The 17,070-nt window shown below is 67.9% G+C and carries 14 protein-coding genes; 3 read left to right on the top strand and 11 right to left on the bottom strand.

All coding sequences use genetic code 11. The features are described 5' to 3' along the window. Positions 1–26: 26 nt before the first annotated feature. Both secA and hpf read right to left on the bottom strand, forming a co-directional pair. Positions 27–2,849 carry a preprotein translocase subunit SecA gene (gene secA / locus ACFW3F_RS15225; protein ID WP_388058695.1) on the bottom strand — a complete coding sequence of 941 codons (2,823 nt, stop codon included), beginning with the start codon at positions 2,847–2,849 and terminating at the stop codon, positions 27–29. Between the two features lie 175 nt (positions 2,850–3,024). Then, positions 3,025–3,846 (bottom strand): ribosome hibernation-promoting factor, HPF/YfiA family, encoded by an 822-nt coding sequence (gene hpf, locus ACFW3F_RS15220; RefSeq protein WP_388058693.1) that lies wholly within the window; start codon positions 3,844–3,846, stop codon positions 3,025–3,027. Between the two features lie 349 nt (positions 3,847–4,195). On the opposite strand from hpf, the gene ACFW3F_RS15215 reads away from it, so the two are divergent. Further along, positions 4,196–4,867 (top strand): ComF family protein, encoded by a 672-nt coding sequence (locus ACFW3F_RS15215; protein WP_388058691.1) that lies wholly within the window; start codon positions 4,196–4,198, stop codon positions 4,865–4,867. A gap of 224 nt (positions 4,868–5,091) precedes the next feature. Here ACFW3F_RS15215 and lpqB read toward each other — a convergent pair whose 3' ends face one another. From lpqB to mtrA, 3 genes are read right to left on the bottom strand one after another with little or no spacing between them, the layout of a single operon-like run. Beyond that, a complete protein-coding gene (gene lpqB, locus ACFW3F_RS15210) occupies positions 5,092–6,840 on the bottom strand; it encodes an MtrAB system accessory lipoprotein LpqB (protein WP_388058689.1) in 1,749 nt (582 codons plus the stop codon). Next, entirely contained in the window at positions 6,837–8,513 is a 1,677-nt protein-coding gene (mtrB, locus tag ACFW3F_RS15205; RefSeq protein WP_388058687.1) for an MtrAB system histidine kinase MtrB, read from the bottom strand. The genes lpqB and mtrB overlap by 4 nt, the downstream gene beginning before the upstream one ends. Beyond that, positions 8,510–9,187, bottom strand: a complete 678-nt coding sequence (gene mtrA, locus ACFW3F_RS15200; protein ID WP_004023513.1) for an MtrAB system response regulator MtrA — start codon at positions 9,185–9,187, stop codon at positions 8,510–8,512. The genes mtrB and mtrA overlap by 4 nt, the downstream gene beginning before the upstream one ends. Before the next feature lie 98 nt (positions 9,188–9,285). Between mtrA and ACFW3F_RS15195 the strand changes: the two genes are divergently transcribed. Then, positions 9,286–9,939 carry a dTMP kinase gene (locus ACFW3F_RS15195; RefSeq protein ID WP_388058685.1) on the top strand — a complete coding sequence of 218 codons (654 nt, stop codon included), beginning with the start codon at positions 9,286–9,288 and terminating at the stop codon, positions 9,937–9,939. A 433-nt stretch (positions 9,940–10,372) separates the two neighbouring features. Continuing rightward, entirely contained in the window at positions 10,373–10,846 is a 474-nt protein-coding gene (locus ACFW3F_RS15190; RefSeq protein WP_388058683.1) for a hypothetical protein, read from the top strand. A gap of 68 nt (positions 10,847–10,914) precedes the next feature. Here the strand turns inward: ACFW3F_RS15190 and ahcY are convergent, their stop codons facing one another. From ahcY to ACFW3F_RS15160, 6 genes are all read right to left on the bottom strand, one after another. After that, positions 10,915–12,390, bottom strand: a complete 1,476-nt coding sequence (gene ahcY / locus ACFW3F_RS15185) for an adenosylhomocysteinase (protein ID WP_388058682.1) — start codon at positions 12,388–12,390, stop codon at positions 10,915–10,917. Between the two features lie 106 nt (positions 12,391–12,496). After that, complete coding sequence (locus ACFW3F_RS15180) at positions 12,497–14,053, bottom strand: amino acid permease (protein ID WP_388058680.1); 1,557 nt, start codon at positions 14,051–14,053, stop codon at positions 12,497–12,499. 306 nt (positions 14,054–14,359) lie between these two features. Next, positions 14,360–14,662, bottom strand: a complete 303-nt coding sequence (locus ACFW3F_RS15175; protein WP_086534460.1) for a WXG100 family type VII secretion target — start codon at positions 14,660–14,662, stop codon at positions 14,360–14,362. 45 nt (positions 14,663–14,707) lie between these two features. Next, on the bottom strand, positions 14,708–15,031 hold the full coding sequence (locus ACFW3F_RS15170; RefSeq protein WP_388058678.1) for a WXG100 family type VII secretion target: 324 nt from the start codon (positions 15,029–15,031) through the stop codon (positions 14,708–14,710). Between the two features lie 118 nt (positions 15,032–15,149). After that, positions 15,150–15,989, bottom strand: a complete 840-nt coding sequence (locus tag ACFW3F_RS15165) for an ESX secretion-associated protein EspG (protein ID WP_388058676.1) — start codon at positions 15,987–15,989, stop codon at positions 15,150–15,152. Next, on the bottom strand, positions 15,986–17,047 hold the full coding sequence (locus ACFW3F_RS15160; protein ID WP_388058674.1) for a PPE domain-containing protein: 1,062 nt from the start codon (positions 17,045–17,047) through the stop codon (positions 15,986–15,988). The genes ACFW3F_RS15165 and ACFW3F_RS15160 overlap by 4 nt, the downstream gene beginning before the upstream one ends. Positions 17,048–17,070: the final 23 nt, after the last annotated feature.

Here is a 17,070-nt window from a genome sequence, read left to right as displayed (position 1 = left end):
GGCGGTGGATCGTCAGCGCAGGCGCGTCAGCGGCGCTGCTTCTTCGACTTCGGCGGCTTGGGCCGGGCACCCTTGGTGGTCGCGCGTGCGGCGGCGCGGCGCTCGCGACGGCTGGCGGATTCCTCGGCGCCCGAGAGCTCCTCCTCCTCGGAGTGCACGACCGTGCCACCGCCCTCACCCGGGCCGGAGTATGTGACCGCCGGGTCACCCGATGGCACCGGAGCCCGGAGTGCGGCCGGGGCCTGGACACCGGAGTCGGCGGCCGGAGCGGGTGCGGGGGCCGGGGCGCCCGCGCCCACTGCCGCCCGCAGATCGGCCGCACTCGGGAGCGGTTGCTGCTGGGCCGGTTGCTCGGTCTGGACCTGAGCGTTGAACAGGATGCTCAGCGTCTCTTCCTTCAGACCCTCGAGCATGCCGTGGAACATGTCGAAGCCCTCGCGCTGGTACTCGACGACCGGATCGCGCTGGGCCATCGAGCGCAGGTGGATGCCCTCGCGCAGGTAGTCCATCTCGTACAGGTGATCGCGCCACTTGCGATCGAGCACGCTCAGCAGCACGCTCCGCTCGAGCTGGCGCATCGCACCCTCACCGGCGATCGCGTCGATCTGCTTCTCGCGGGCGTCGTACGCCGCGCGCGCGTCGGCGACGAGCCTCTCGCGCAATTCGTCGGCCGGGATGTCATCGCGCTCACCGTATTCGGACTCGCCGACGACATCCTTGGGATCGAGTTCGATCGGGTACAGCGCACGCATGGCGGTCCACAGCTCGTCGAGATCCCAGTCCTCGGCGTAGCCTTCCGCGGTCGCGCCCTCGACGTAGGCCCCGACGACGTCGTCGATCATCTGCTTGACCTGCTCGTGGTGGTCCTCGCCCTCGAGGATCGTGCGACGCTCGGCGTAGATGACCTTGCGCTGCTCGTTCATCACCTCGTCGTACTTGAGGACGTTCTTGCGCATCTCGAAGTTCTGCTGCTCGACCTGGGTCTGCGCGCTCCGGATGGCCTTGGTCACCATCTTCGCCTCGATGGGGACGTCGTCGGGCAGGCGGTTCATGATCGCCTCGAGCGCACCGCCGTTGAAGCGGCGCATCAGTTCGTCGGCGACCGACAGATAGAACCGCGACTCACCCGGGTCGCCCTGACGGCCGGAGCGTCCACGCAGCTGGTTGTCGATGCGGCGCGACTCATGGCGTTCGGTGCCGAGCACGTACAGACCGCCGGCCGCCCGGACCTCCTCGGCCTCGCTCGCGGCGTCGGTGCGGGCGACCTCGATCGCCTCGTCCCACGCCGCCTCGTACTCGTCAGGGGTGTGCACGGGGTCGAGTCCGGCCTTGCGCAGCCGGGTGTCGGCGATGATGTCGGGGTTGCCACCGAGCACGACGTCGGTACCGCGGCCGGCCATGTTGGTGGCCACGGTGACCGCGCCGAGGCGGCCGGCCTCGGCGATGATCTGCGCTTCCTGCTCGTGGAACTTCGCATTCAGGACGCTGTGGGGTACCTCGCGCTTCTTCAGCTGACGCGACAGGTACTCCGAACGCTCGACGCTGGTGGTACCGATCAGGACCGGCTGGCCCGCCTCGTGCCGCTCGGTGACGTCGTCGACGACCGCGGCGAACTTCGCCTCTTCGGTCTTGTAGATCAGGTCGCCCTGGTCCTTACGGACCATCGGCTTGTTCGTCGGGATCGGCAGCACCCCGAGCTTGTAGATCTGGTCGAACTCGGCGGCCTCGGTCTCGGCGGTACCGGTCATGCCGGACAGCTTCTCGTAGAGGCGGAAGTAGTTCTGCAGCGTGATCGTGGCCAGCGTCTGGTTCTCGGCCTTGATCTCGACGCCCTCTTTCGCCTCGATGGCCTGGTGCAGACCCTCGTTGAAGCGACGCCCGTCGAGCACACGCCCGGTGAACTCGTCGACGATCATGACATTGCCGTTGCGGACGATGTAGTCCTTGTCGCGCTGGAACAGCTCCTTGACCTTGATGGCGTTGTTCAAGTAGCTGACCAGGGGCGAGTTCGCGGCCTCGTACAGGTTGTCGATGCCGAGACGGTCCTCGACGAACTCGACACCGGCCTCGTGCACACCGACCGTCTTCTTCTTGATGTCCACCTCGTAGTGCACATCGCGCTCGAGGAGCGGTGCGATCCGCGCGAACTCGGTGTACCACTTGCTCGATCCCTCGGCGGGGCCGGAGATGATCAGCGGCGTGCGGGCCTCGTCGACGAGGATCGAGTCGACCTCGTCGACGATCGCGAACGAGTGGCCGCGCTGGACCAGGTCCTCGAGCGAATGCGCCATGTTGTCGCGCAGGTAGTCGAAGCCGAACTCGTTGTTCGTACCGTAGGTGATGTCGGCGGCGTAGGCCTCGCGCCGAGCGGCCGAACTCATGCCGGTGAGGATCACGGCGGTGTCGAGACCCAGGAACCGGTGCACGCGACCCATCCACTCGGAGTCACGTTTCGCCAGATAGTCGTTGACGGTGACGACGTGCACGCCGTCGCCGGAGAGTGCGTTCAGGTACGCCGGGAGCACACAGGTGAGCGTCTTGCCCTCACCGGTCTTCATCTCGGCGATGTTCCCGTAGTGCAGCGCCGCGCCACCCATGATCTGCACGTGGAAGTGCTTCTGGTCGAGTACACGCCACGCCGCCTCGCGGGCGACCGCGAACGCCTCGGGCAGCAGCTCGTCGAGCGACGCACCGTCGGCGATCCGCTCCTTGAACTCGTCTGTCTTGGCACGCAACTCGGCGTCGGTCAACGCCTCGACGTCATCGGACAGCGTCTCGACGTGCGATGCGATCGCATCGAGTCGCTTGACCATGCGGCCTTCGCCGACACGCAACAGCTTGTTCAGCACCGTGGATCGAGTCCCTCACCTGTAGAAAACACACGGAATCCGGCCCGCGCAAAAGCACAGACCGGATCCCATGGTAGCGAGGTGAGCTGAGCAGACCCTGATCGGACCGTCAGGACGTCACCGGTCGACCCTCAGATGTCGACCCAGCGGCCTCCGATCGGGGCCCGCTCGGGGGTCAGGTCAACCTGATGAGCCCGTAGTCGAAGGCGTGCCTCCGATACACGACGGAGGCCTTGTCGGACTCCTTGTCGTGGAACAGGAAGAAGTCGTGACCGACCAGTTCCATCTCGTAGAGCGCGTCGTCGACCGTCATCGGCACGGCGGTGTGCTCCTTCACGCGGACGATCTGACCGGGCGTGTAGTCCTCCACGCCGTCATCCCACTGATCGGTGGTGTCGGCGGAGTTCGATCCCGGATCACCGACGAAACCGTCGACCGAGAGCTGGTTGTCGCGCAGAGGTGGCGCGCCGATCTCGGTGGCCTCGGCGACCGACAGAGGGCGACGATTGCCGTGGTGGACGCGACGGCGATCCTTGACGCGGCGTAACCGCGATTCCGCCTTGTCCAGCGCGTGCTCGAGCGCGGCATAGAAGTTCTCGCCGCAGGCCTGTGCCCGTACGATCGGCCCCTTGCCGGTCGCGGTGATCTCCACCTGCTGACAGACCTTGGACTGTCTCCGGTTGCGCTCGTGGTTCAGCTCGACGTCGAATCGGTAGATGGTCGGATCGAATCGCTCGAGGCGAGCGAGTTTGTCGCCGACGTAGATGCGGTAGTGGTCGGGGATCTCGACGTTGCGGCCGCTGAACACGACCGTGGCTGTTGGTTCGGCGGGATCATCGGACTCCACCGTTCCCGGTGGGCGGACGAAGGCGAACTCTGGATCGTAGGAATCGTTCTCGGCCGGCCGGCGGTCGGGCGCGAGGCCCTCCTCCACGGTCTGCCTAGGGTCGGCGGTTTTCGGTTCGCGCTGGCCTTTGCGGTGGATGACTGTGGACATTCAACTACCTCCTGAATTGTCCCGACGCCGGTTGGATCATCGTGATCTGTTGTCGCACTGATGATTCGAACGGCACCGAGGATGTGTCCATGTCAGCTGACAGCTGACACTCAACGTCAGGGGCATCACCTCCCGGCAAAAGCGGTCGTGGCCGGCGACTCGACGGCCACCGGCAACCTGCTGTACCCCCGACCGTAGCCGCAAGTTCCGGTCTCGGCCACGTTTTGCGGCGCGGCGTCGGCATGTCGGGACGATCGGGGCACAAGGTCCCGATCGATCCGGTGCATCGGTTGTCCACACACCTGTCCGCGGACCCGCCGCACCCCGCCCGGTGGTCTACCGTCGGCCCGTGACATGGCGGCGGGACGTCTTCGACGCGGGAGCCGATCTGGTGTTCCCCGTGCTCTGCGGCGGCTGCGGACGTCCGGAGACCCGATGGTGCCGCCGGTGCGAGCGCATGTTGTCCGACAGCCCGATCGCAGCCCATCCACGGGTCGACCCGGGCGTCGCCGTCTGGGCGCTGGGCCGATACCGCGGTCCGCATCGGCAGGCGATCATCGCGATCAAAGAACACGACCGCCGCGATCTCGCGCGGCCGCTCGGCGCCGCACTCGCGCGCGGTGTCCGAGCGTTGGCGAGCTGGGGCGAGCTGCCCGACGCCGACCGGCTGTTGCTGATCCCGGCGCCGACTCGCCGGCTGACCGCACGCCGGCGCGGAGGTGACCCGGTCACAGCTGTGGCGGCGTACGCGGCACCCGCATTGGGCGGAGGCGTCCGCGTGGCACCGCTGCTGATGACGTCGGCCATGGCACGAGACTCCGCCGGACTCGACGCCCGCGCCCGGGCCCGCAATCTCCGCGGTGCCGTGCGCCTGCGCACCGGCGGCGAACCGGACCGCGGGGCAACCGCCATTCTGGTCGACGACGTGCTGACCACCGGCGCCACCGCGACCGAGTCGGTGCGCGTCCTGTCGGAGAACGGGATCGACGTCGCGGCGGTCGTCGTGCTGGCGGCGGCCTGACGCGGGAGAGGTTCGCGCGCCTCAGTACTGCGGCCTGGCGGCCGTCGTGGACCACGAAGAACTCCGCTCCCTGAGGAGCGAGCTTGCGAGCGTCACGAAGGGTCTCGCAACCTCGGCCGCCGGACCATTCGTGACGCGCCCTCCGCAAGCTCCGGGCGCTCTCAGGGAGCAGGGTGGGTCGCTTCTTTCGGACTAGGGACCAGGGGTTATGCGGTTCATTCGGATCAGGGCAGGACCGGGAGCGCGCCTTCGATCATCGCCGGCTCGACCTCGGTCCAGTACTGGTCGGGCTGGCCGTTGCTGCTGCCGAGCCGCAGCACCCCGCGCTGGTCGCCCACATAGATCGTCGACGTGTTGGCGACCACGGCCCGCACCGGCGGGGACACGTTCCCGCTCAGCAGACCCACCGCCGGGGTGCCGTCGATCGACAGTTGCACGACCGGCGATTCGGGCGCCTCGCGCGCGATCATCAGCGTCGTCGGCGACGCCCAGTCCACCGAGACCGCGCGGTTGCCGATGTTGTAGGCCGCGATCCGCGGGCTCGTCAACGACACCTGGCCCTCGGTGTTGGTCGACAGGACGGCGAAGACGATCTGTCCGCCCACCACCAGTGCGGCGCGCACCCCGTCGGGGGCCACCTGCATCTCGGTGATCGCGCCGCGCGCGACCGTCGGGATCGACGACGCCTCGACGGGCACCGTCTGGGTCCCGTCGTCGTCGCGTTGCCACTGCATCGGCTTGCCGTCGACGACGACCCAGACCGTGTTCTCGTCGGCGCCGAAAGACGGCCTGGTGATCGAGGAGCCGCCGATGATCGGTCCGACGTCGCCGCCGTAGTCCCCGATCACCAACTCGAGCCTGCGGTCGGGTCCGGACAGGTTCCGCACCGCCGCGACGCGTGCCCCGTTGTCGGAGATGGTCGCCGACCGCAGGTCACGCGCGGACCCCAGCGGTCCCTGCACGGGCACGGTCGCGGTGTCGGTCACCGCGCGCAGGGCCCCGCCGGTGATGATGTTGAGCCCGACGTCGGTGGTGGGCACGGAATTCGGGTCGAAGGCCCGCACGTCGGCGGTCTGCCATCCGGAGGCGCGCTCGGCGGCCAGCGGGGCGCCGTCGGCGTCGATGACATACGGCCCGGAGATGTCGGCACCGTCGAGCGTCCAGATGATCTGCGCCGCGAGCAGGGTGCGATCCCGCGCCGACGCGCTCCCGATGCCGTCGAGGTCGACCCGCACCCCGCCGCCGGCGAGTCCCACGACCGGGCCCCGCAAGGCGGCGTCGTTCGGGATTCCGCTGTCCACGGCTGCCGCCAGATCCGACGCCGGTCCGGCGATCAGCCGGTTCACCAGGACGGTCGGGTCGGTGGCCTGTCCGGCGTAGAGCCAGCGCGGGTCGGGCACCAGTCGCCGGCCGGTGCGGTCGCTGAAGTACAGCGACACCGGCCGGTAGGTGTTGTCGAACTGGTCCCGGTCGATCATCGTGCCGTTCGGCAGGGGCCCGTCGATCCGCCACTGGTCGCCGGAGCGCGTGAGACTGATGCTGGTCTCCACCCGCCCCGAGGCCGGGAGGAGCTGGCCGTCGGACTTGAGTGTTCCGACGTTGTCGCCGATCAGGCGCATCCGCACCGAGTCCTCGTTGCGCTGGTCGACGAAGGTGTTGATCTCGTCGACGATCAGCGCGTCGCCGCGGTCGTCCCACTGCTGGGAGGCGACCGGGGTCAGGAACGCCCGAGCCGCGCGATGAGCCGCATCGGGATCGACCGTGGACTTGAGGAAAGCACGCACCAGCGCCTCGGGATCCATGTCGGCCTGCGGCACCGGGACGGCGTTGGTCGCGCCCTCTCGCTCGAACGATTTGATCGGCTGCGGCGACGAGTCGTTGGGGATCGCCCCGCACGCGGTGAGCACGAGCAGCGCCGTGACGATCAGTGCGGACGCGAGTACGCCGCCTGCCGACCGGGGTGAGCGGTTCATTCGGCACCCACCCCCGGGCCGCCCGGCACTCGTCCGGTTGTCTTCGGCGCGGAGGTGCGCTGCAAGGTGCCCACCGACTTCAACGGCAGCGGCGACCCGAGGACCTTGTGACCGCGTACGAGCGGCAGGGTCAGCCGGAAGCACGCACCCTTGCCCGGTTCGCCCCACGCCTCGAGCCGGCCCTGATGCAGGCGGGCGTCCTCGATGCTGATGGCCAGACCGAGTCCGGTGCCGCCCGAACGCCGGAACCGCGACGGGTCGGAACGCCAGAACCGGTTGAACACCAGCTTCTCCTCCCCCGGCCGCAGACCGATGCCCTGGTCACGCACGGTGATCGCCACCGCGTCACCGTCCGAACGCATGGTGAGCGTCACCGGCTTCCGCTCGCCGTGGTCGATGGCGTTGGCGAGCAGGTTCCGCAGGATGCGTTCGACGCGACGCGGGTCGATCTCGGCCAGAACGGGTTCGGCAGGGAGGTCGAGGACGAGCTCGGTGCCGGTCTCCTCGGCGAGGTGGCCGACCGTGGCCAGCGCACCGTCGATCGGAATCGCCATGTCCATCCGCTCGGCGGCGAGTTCGGCCATGCCGGCGTCGTGGCGCGAGATCTCCAGGAGTTCGTTGAGCAATGTCTCGAACCGGTCGAGTTCCTTGTCGAGCAGCTCCACCGACCGCTTGCGGACGGGATCGAGATCTTCGCGACCCTCGTAGAGCACGTCGGAGGCCATCCGCACGGTGGTCAGCGGCGTGCGGAGCTCGTGACTGACGTCGGAGGTGAACTGACGCTGCAGCCCGCCGAACTCCTCGAGGTGGGTGATCTGCTTGGACAGGCTCTCGGCCATGTCGTTGAACGACATCGCGAGACGGGCCATGTCGTCCTCACCGCGGACCGGCATTCGCTCCTTGAGCCGGCCGTCGGCGAACCGCACAGCGATCCGCGACGCCGAGCGCACCGGGATGACGACCTGCCGCGACACCAGCCATGCGATCGCCGCCAGCAGACCGAGCAGCACGATACTGCCGGTCAAGAGTGTGCCGCGGACCAGATCGAGCGTGTTCTGTTCGGCGGTCAGCGGGAACACGAGATACAGCTCGAGGCCGGGCACCGAAGCATTCGTGGGGCTGCCCACGATCAGCGCCGGCGCCCGCCCGCCCGTCCCGTCGGGGACCTGCGTGTACTGATAGGCCACCTGCCCGCCACGCACCATGTCACGCAGGTTCGACGGCACCTCGGCGGTCGGTCCGACGCCGCTGGCGACCCCGTTGTCCGAACCGCCCGGTACCAGGAGCACGGTGTCGAAGGCACCGACGGCCCCCGACGCCTGACCGGTGTCGGCGTCGCGATCGGTGAGCAGGGACCGCGTCTGCCGCAGGCGGTTCTGCACCGACATGTTCCCCGCACCGCTGGAAAGATCACGTTCGACCGAGATGCGAGCGCGGTCGATCTCCTCGGTCGCCGCCGCGAGCTTGACGTCGAGCAATCGGTCGGTGATCTGGGTGACGAGAACGAAACCGAGGATCAGGAGCACGACGACCGACAGCACCAACGTGGACACCACGACCCGCAACTGCAGCGAGCGCCGCCAGATGTGCCCGAAGGCACGTCCGACAGCGCCGGCGGTGCGGGTGAAGCGTCCGAGAGTGCTGTTGACCCGTCGTCGAGATCGACCGATCACGGCGGGCCGGCCTTGTAGCCGACCCCTCTCACCGTCAGGACGACCTCGGGATTCTCCGGGTCGGTTTCGACCTTGGCGCGTAACCGCTGGACATGCACGTTGACGAGTCTAGTGTCCGCCGGATGGCGGTATCCCCACACCTGTTCGAGGAGGACGTCGCGGGTGAACACCTGGCGGGGCTTGCGCGCGAGGGCGACGAGCAGGTCGAACTCCAGCGGGGTCAGCGAAATCGGCACACCGTCGCGGGTGACCTTGTGCGCGGGCACGTCGATCTCCACCGGCCCGATGGACAGCAACTCGGCGGGCTCCTCGTCGGTGCGACGCAGACGCGCGCGCACCCGGGCGACGAGTTCCTTCGGCTTGAACGGCTTGACCATGTAGTCGTCGGCACCGGACTCGAGACCCAGCACGACGTCGACCGTGTCGGACTTCGCGGTGAGCATCACGATCGGCACACCGGAATCGGCACGGAGGACACGGCACACGTCGATGCCGTTCATGCCGGGCAGCATGAGGTCGAGGAGCACGAGATCGGGACGGATCTCCCGGACCGCGGTCAGAGCCTGCGTGCCGTCGCCCACCACGAAGGGCTCGAATCCCTCGCCGCGCAGCACGATCGTCAGCATCTCGGCGAGCGCGGCGTCGTCGTCCACGACAAGGATGCGGGGCTTCATGCCCTCAATGGTGACACCACCGTGATGCAACCGTGGTGATCGACGCGCCGGGACGGTCGTTCTGACCCGATTGGTCGCACGCACCTAGACTCCCCGGCGTGGGTCAATTGATAGCCGTGGAAGGACTCGACGGCGCCGGTAAGAACACCTTGGTCACCGGTCTGATCGATCGGTGGTCGGCGACCGGACTCCGGGTCGCCACCTTCACCTTTCCGCGTTACGGCCGGTCGGCGACCGCCGACATCGCCGCCGAAGCACTCCACGGATCGCACGGCGACCTGCGCGACAGCGTGTACGCGATGGCCCTGCTGTTCGCCCTCGACCGGGCCGGCGCGGTCGAGGAGATCCAGGCCGCCACCGACACCCATGACATCGTGATCCTGGACCGCTACGTCGCTTCCAACGCCGCCTACAACGCGGCGCGACTCGACCAGGGCGCCGCCGGGGAGATGGTGCGGTGGGTCGTCGACCTGGAGTTCGGACGGTTCGGCCTCCCCGTCCCGGATCGGCATGTGCTGCTCGGAGTCTCACCGGAGGTCGCGATGCAGCGTGCTGCGGCGCGCGCCGAACGGGACGCGACCCGGGCGCGCGACGCCTACGAGCGCGACGACGCCCTGCAGCGCCGTGTCGACGCCGTCTACCGCGATCTCGCCGAGGGCTCCTGGATGTCGCCCTGGTACCGGTACGACCGCGAGGACATCCAGGGGCTGGCCGACGAACTCCGCACCGGCGGAACGGCACCGACCGAATGACTCGATCGATGTTCTCGCGGCGCCCTTTCGATAGCCTTGGACCAACGATTTCGGAAGGCAGTTCATGACCTATCAGCCACCTCCGCCTGGTGGTGGGCCGTCGCCGTACGGTCCGCGAGGGCCCGGCCGACAGGGGCCGGGGCCGCAGCGAGGCCAAGGTCCGCAAGGGCCCGGTCAGCAAGTTCCGAGCCAGCAAGTTCCGAGCCAGCGGGGTCCGGGTCCGCAGGGCCCCGGCGGGTACGGGCCCCCGCCCGGCCGTGGGCCGATTCCGCCGCCCCATTCGCCGTACGGCCGCCCTCCGTTCGCACCCGGGCAGTACGGCCCGCACGGCCCCGGGGCACCTGGCTCCGGCGGCCCGCCCGGCCCTCCGCCGCCGCGACGCAACTCCGGGGTGGTCGTCGCGTGGGTTCTCGGGGGCGTTGCGGTCGTTGCGGTGATCGCGCTGGTACTGACCGTCGTCGTGACCAGGACGTCGTCTGATGATCCGGTGATCGCAGGTACCTCGAGCCCATCGTCGGCGCCGACCTCGACCTCCGACGGTCCGTCACCGAGCGGTACCGGGTCGGAGCCCGAGTCGACCGACTACACGGCGCTGGCGGGGATCCGCGCCGCGCTACTCGCCTACATCACCGCCCGCAACGCCCGCGACGTCGGACGAATGCGCGACGCGGTGTGCACCCAGTCCCGGGAGCGGATCACCGGCGCACCGCCCTCCGACGGCGGGAACATCGTTCTCGACGGCTTCCTCGACACGGTCTTCGACGGCAACGTCGCTCAGTCCGAGGTTGTCTCGCATCTCGAGAAGGGAACGGAGAGAACAGCTTCGGAGAAGTCCAACGAGCGGTTCCTCAAGGAGCAGGGTTCGTGGATCTACTGCCCCGACGCCGAGCCCGACATCGGCACCTGACTTCCGGCACCCGAGTTCCGACACAGAAGGAGCCCCACCGTGGTGGGGCTCCTTCTGTCGCGCATGGGTCAGTAGCGGTAGTGCTCGGGCTTGTAAGGCCCTTCGACGTCGACGTTGATGTACTCGGCCTGCTCCTTGGTGAGCTTGGTGAGCGTTCCGCCGAGAGCCTCGACGTGAATCCGCGCGACCTTCTCATCGAGGTGCTTGGGCAGGCGGTAGACCTCGTTGTCGTACTCGTCGGTCTTCGTCCACAACTCGATCTGGGCGATCACCTGGTTGGAGAAGCTGTTGCTCATCACGAACGAGGGGTGGCCGGTCGCGTTGCCGAGGTTAAGCAGGCGTCCCTCGGACAGGACGATGATCGACTTGCCGTTCTCGAAGATCCACTGATCGACCTGTGGCTTGACGGTGATGCGCTTGGCGCCCGACCGCTCTAGGCCGGCCATGTCGATCTCGTTGTCGAAGTGGCCGATGTTGCCCAGAATCGCCTGATGCTTCATGGCGCGCATGTGCTCGAGGGTGATGATGCCGAGGTTGCCGGTCGAGGTGATGACGATGTCGGCGTTGCCGATCGCGTCCTCGACGGTGACGACGTCGAAGCCGTCCATGAGCGCCTGCAGGGCGTTGATCGGGTCGATCTCGGTGACCTGGACACGGGCTCCCTGACCGGCGAGCGATTCGGCGCATCCCTTGCCCACGTCGCCGTACCCACAGATCAGCACCTTCTTGCCGCCGATGAGGACGTCGGTGCCGCGGTTGATGCCGTCGATCAGCGAGTGACGGGTCCCGTACTTGTTGTCGAACTTCGACTTGGTGACCGAGTCATTGACGTTGATCGCGGGGAAGGCGAGGTCGCCTGCGGCGGCGAACTGATACAGCCGCAGCACACCTGTCGTGGTCTCCTCGGTGACGCCCTGGACCGATTCGGCGATCGCGGTCCACTTGCCCTTGTCGGACTCGAACCGATTGCGCAGCAGTTCGAGGAACACCTTGTACTCGGCGGGATGGTCGTCCTCGGCGGGCGGGACCACGCCGGCCTTCTCGAACTCGGCGCCGCGCAGCACGAGCATCGTCGCGTCACCACCGTCGTCGAGGATCATGTTGGCGGGCTTGTCGGCCTCAGGCCACGTGAGCATCTGCTCGGCCGCCCACCAGTACTCCTCCAGGGTCTCGCCCTTCCAGGCGAAGACCGGCACGCCCTTCGGCTCGTCCGGGGTGCCGTGAGGCCCGACGACGATGGCCGCGGCCGCGTGGTCCTGGGTGGAGAAGATGTTGCACGACGCCCAACGGACCTCGGCGCCGAGCGCGGTGAGGGTCTCGATGAGAACTGCGGTCTGCACGGTCATGTGCAGCGAGCCGGAGATGCGTGCTCCCTTGAGCGGCAACACATCTGCGTTCTCACGCCGCAGCTCCATGAGACCGGGCATCTCGTGCTCGGCGAGCTCGATCTCCTTGCGACCGAAATCGGCCAGCGACAGATCGGCCACCTTGTAGTCGATTCCGTTGCGGCTGTCGGCCTTCAGCTCGTCCTGAGCAGTCGTCATCTGATCCCCTTGTCGTTCGCGTCGGGCGCCTGTCGACCAGGCGCGTATGCGTTCGATCCAGGCTAACCGAACGACCGAGCGGTTCCGAGGGGCAGGGCGCCGGAACTCAGGTGTCGCGTGGCGGACCTCCGTCGGCGGTCACCCCGCCGGCGGAGGTATCCGTGGTGCCGATCTGCTCACCTCGTTCGCGTCGGGCGAAGACCGACTTCCGGTAGCCGTAGGCGAAGTACACGACGACACCGAGCACCATCCACACGACGAACCGAATCCAGGTCTCGACCGAGAGATTCAGCATCAGCCACAGACACGCAAGGATCGACAGGATCGGGACGAACGGAACCCACGGCACACGGAAACCGCGCGGGAGATCGGGCCGCGTACGCCGCAGGACGATGACGCCGACACTGACCAGCACGAACGCGAAGAGAGTGCCGATGTTGACCATTTCTTCCAGGGTCCCCATCGGGAAGAAGGCCGCCAACACACCCGAGACGACACCGACCAGGATGGTGAACCGCACCGGTGTTCCCCGCTTGCCCGTGTGGGCGAGCGACCGCGGCAGCAATCCGTCGCGTGCCATGGCGAATCCGACGCGGGTCTGACCGAGCATCAGCACCATCACGACCGTTGTCAGACCGGCGAGGGCGCCGAAGTCGATGACCCAGCCCGCCCACGTCACGCCGTGATATTCGAAGGCGGTGGTGAGGGTCGAACCGGACACCTCCCCGGTCGCGGGATCTGTCTGATCGGCAAGCTCCGGGTAGGGCACCATGCCCGACACGACCAGGCTGACGCCCACGTAGAGGACGGTCACGATCGCCAGCGACCCGAGGATCCCGCGCGGCATCGCCTTCTGCGGGTTCTTGGTCTCCTCCGCCGTTGTGGCCACGACGTCGAAACCGATGAAGGCGAAGAACACCAGCGACGCAGCGGCGAGCAGGCCGTACCACCCGAAGGTGCTGCCCTCTGCACCGGTGAGCGCCGAGAACAGCGTCTGGTGCAGACCGGACTCACCTTCGGCGGGCGGAGCCGCGGGCGGGATGAACGGATCGTAGTTCTTCGCCGAGATGTAGAAGGCGCCGACGACGATCACCAGGAGGACGACGAACACCTTGATCGCGGTGATGACCAGCGACACCCGAGACGACAGCTTGGTGCCGAGTGCCAGCAGCACCGTCAGGACGGCGATCAGCAGGACCGCACCCCAGTCGAAACTGACCGAGTCGGTGATCTGTATCGACGCCGACGTGCCGATGATGTTGCCGAGGTAGAGCGACCACCCCTTGGCGACCACCGACGCGGCGAGGGCGAACTCGAGGATCAGGTCCCAGCCGATGATCCACGCGATGAACTCACCGAATGTGGCGAACGTGAAGGTGTACGCACTGCCGGCGACGGGCACGGTCGAGGCGAACTCGGCGTAGCAGAGTGCAGCGAGCGCGCACGCGATCGCAGCGAGTACGAACGCGAGCGAGACCGACGGTCCGGCCAGGTTGCCCGCGGTTCGCGCAGTGAGGGTGAAAATTCCGGCACCGACGACCACGGCGACGCCGAAGACGGTGAGATCCCACGAGGTGAGATCTTTCCGGAGTTTGGTGTCGGGTTCGTCGGTGTCGGTGATCGATTGCTCGACCGACTTGACGCGCCTGAACGGGCTACTCATCGGGTCCTCCCATGGTCCGGCGGGACAGGGTCACTGGCCCGCCCGCGGTCGTGGCGACGATGACGAACTCGCCTGGAGCGAATGCCTACGCTATCCGAACGATCTTCGGAACGAAGCGCATCCGCGAATGCGTGTCTGTCGGTGTGCGTCGTCCTCATCCCGATGAACCGCGAGCGAAACGTCGGTCCGGATTCTGCCCGACGTCGCCCATCGCAACCGCGTCAGCCCGCCGACGATGACGGGGACCCCACGGCGCGATGCCGCGAAGTCCCCGTCAGAGCGCCACCGGCGGGCGCAGACCTCGAGTCACACGAGTCCGCGGAAACCCGTTCCGATCGCCGCGTCGGTGTCCTGCATGACACGGCTGGCGTTGCTCACACCCTGCTCCAACGAGGTCAGCGAGTCACGGGACTGGGTGAAGATCCGATCGAAAGCGCCCTGCGCGTCGACGTAGGCGGCCTTGGCCTGTTGCGAGTTCCAGTTCCCGTCGAGGGCGGCAACCTGCGCCTTGAGCTGCGTGTTGAGATCCTCGAGCCGGGTGAAGGCAGCCCGCAGGCCGCCGCTGAGATCGCCGAGAGCGGCGAAGTCGTAGTTGATCGAGCCGTTCATGGTGGTTCCTTTCGCAGAACGTGAGGTTCGGGATGCGGACCGGTGTCAGACGCTGGTGTTCAGTCCGCGAGCCGCAGCCGCGTCCTGGTCCTCGTAACCGGCGAAGCCGTTGGTGAGCTGGGTCTTGATCTGCTCCAGCAACTGGTTCATCGTCAGCGCGGCCTTGTTCCAGTCGGTGTGCGTGCCGTCGAACGCGACACCGGCCGAGCCCTGCCACGTCGGCGTCGCGTTGCCGGCGTGCTTTGCGATCTCGTTGATGACGGCCTTCATGTCCTCGACGAGACTGCCGACCTTGGCTGCGGTGGCCTGTCCGTCCGCGACGTTCACGGTGACGCCGGCGCCGCCGCCTGCTCCGGGCAAGTTCAGCATGAGTGCTCCTCCTGTGTAACGGCACCGTTTGGCGATGCCCCCGTTGGTATCCGTGACACAGATACCCCTGACAGTTGATTCCCGCGGCGATCTGTTCCGCGGAATCCCCCGATGCGGATCATGGCATCCATTTCCCGTCGGGCAGGGTCTCTATCAACAGGCTGACCGCCTGTGCGATTCGATGACCCGTTCCCGGCGAGAAGGTGGTCCACACCCGACCGTCCGGGGACTTGCTGGGACTGCACACGATTCGACCCCGTTCAGTGTCGAAAACCGCCACAGCCCCAGAAGATTGAGCGAATCGCCCGTCCTCGTTCATCGAGGCGACGATCTCGGTGCGCGTCCGACAGGACGCGAGGGCAGCCGACACGACGGCGGCATCAGCCGGGGTCGCGCCCAGCGCATGCAGCGCGTCTGTCGTATCGGTGCCCGTCCGGCAGCGCCCCAGTCGGTCGACGACTTCGTCGGACGGGGCCGAAAACGCAGTGAAGTCGACCGGCGACGACACCTCCGCCCCGAACGCGTCGAACTGCGCCCTGACGACAGCCGCGAGCGCTCCCACGTCGGCGACGTCGACAACCGTGACGTCGACCCGGCGGTCCGTCCGCTTGGCGAGCACGTGGTCGTGACCGTTGCGCGCCAGATAGATTCGCCGGACGGAGCCGTCGGAGTACGAACGCACCTCGATCTCGCGCCGGGGTTGCGCCAGCACCCGCAGCACCGTCGCGGCCCACGCGGTCGGCTCGCCGTGTTCGATGAGATCGAGCGCTGTGATGGTCACGTCGGCATCGCCATCGGCGAGGGCGCGGGATTCGGTCTCGGTGCTGGCGCAGGGATTCTCGGAGACGTTCCCGAGATCGAGGACCACCGGCCAGGTCTGGACCCCGAAGCGTTCACCGAGCCTGCGGAGGACCGCGGCGTCGAGCGTCATCGCGGCGTCGTCGGTGATCGGCATCATCGGCGTTCACCCGGGGTGCCCAGCATCAGGGTCTCCGACAGGTAACGCGGATCGACGTCGGGTTGCCCGTGCCCGTCCGGTGACGAGACATAATGTGCTGCCGGACGATCCGACGTGGCCAGGTCTGCCCAGGTCGTCGTCTGGTCCGTGGCCTCGCTCGCCGCCGAGGACGGTGCGTCGGATGGGTCGAGCTCGGTGGCCTCGGCAGTGACAGTGCGGACGACCGAACCGCGGTCCGCCGAGCCGACCCCCGGGGCGACCGGGGGCGGCACACCGGGGCCCGTGTTGGGAGCAGACGCTCCCGGCGCTCCGCCGGGCGTCGTGGTGGCGACCTGCGATTGACCGCTCGCCACGATGGTCGGTGCGTACTTCAGTTTCTCGGGCGGGGGTGCGAACACTCCCCCGAATGCCGCGGGCATCGCCGCAACCGGGGGCGCGGCGGACACCGGCGTCGGCGGTGGGGGTGCCGATGCCTGCGCCGAAGCCGCCCGCTCGGCCGCGAGTGCATCGCCGGACACCAGGACCGGTGCGGACCGCGATGATTCCCAGGGCGCGGCAACCGATTCGGTGGCGCTCTCGTACGTCTGCATGACTCGGGCGGCGCGCATCCGCTGGTGCGCGACCGCACGCTCGGCCTGGGCGGCGGCGCCGGCGATGATCGGAGCGACCGCGGTGGCGGTGGTGGCGATCTCGTGCAGCTTCTCGACGACGTCGACCTCGGCGAGGTCGGGCATGTTCAAGCGCGCGACCGTGATCGCCGCGGCCTGGGATTCGGCACGAGCGGCGTTGGCGGCCGCCTCGGTCGCGACCTCGGCGAACCACGGTGCGAGCCGAGTCAGTTTCTCGAAGGCCGCGCTGGAGTGCGCAGACTGCCAGTGCGCGCCCAGGCGCGCCAGCACGGCCGCGTATTCGACTCCGGCTTGCCCGACATCGGCGGCGAGGGAGGCCCAGGCCATACCGGCCTCCGCCAGTGGCGCGGGCCCTGGACCGGCGCCGAGGTCGGCGGCAAGCTGTTCGGTCGGACGTGCGTCCCAATTGATTCCGGTGAAGCCGATCACGAGTGCCTCCCTTCGGCGCTGGT

The sequence above is a fragment of the Gordonia sp. NPDC058843 genome (assembly GCF_042743165.1).
Taxonomy (GTDB): domain Bacteria; phylum Actinomycetota; class Actinomycetes; order Mycobacteriales; family Mycobacteriaceae; genus Gordonia.
This window is presented reverse-complemented; position numbering and strand designations above follow the sequence as displayed.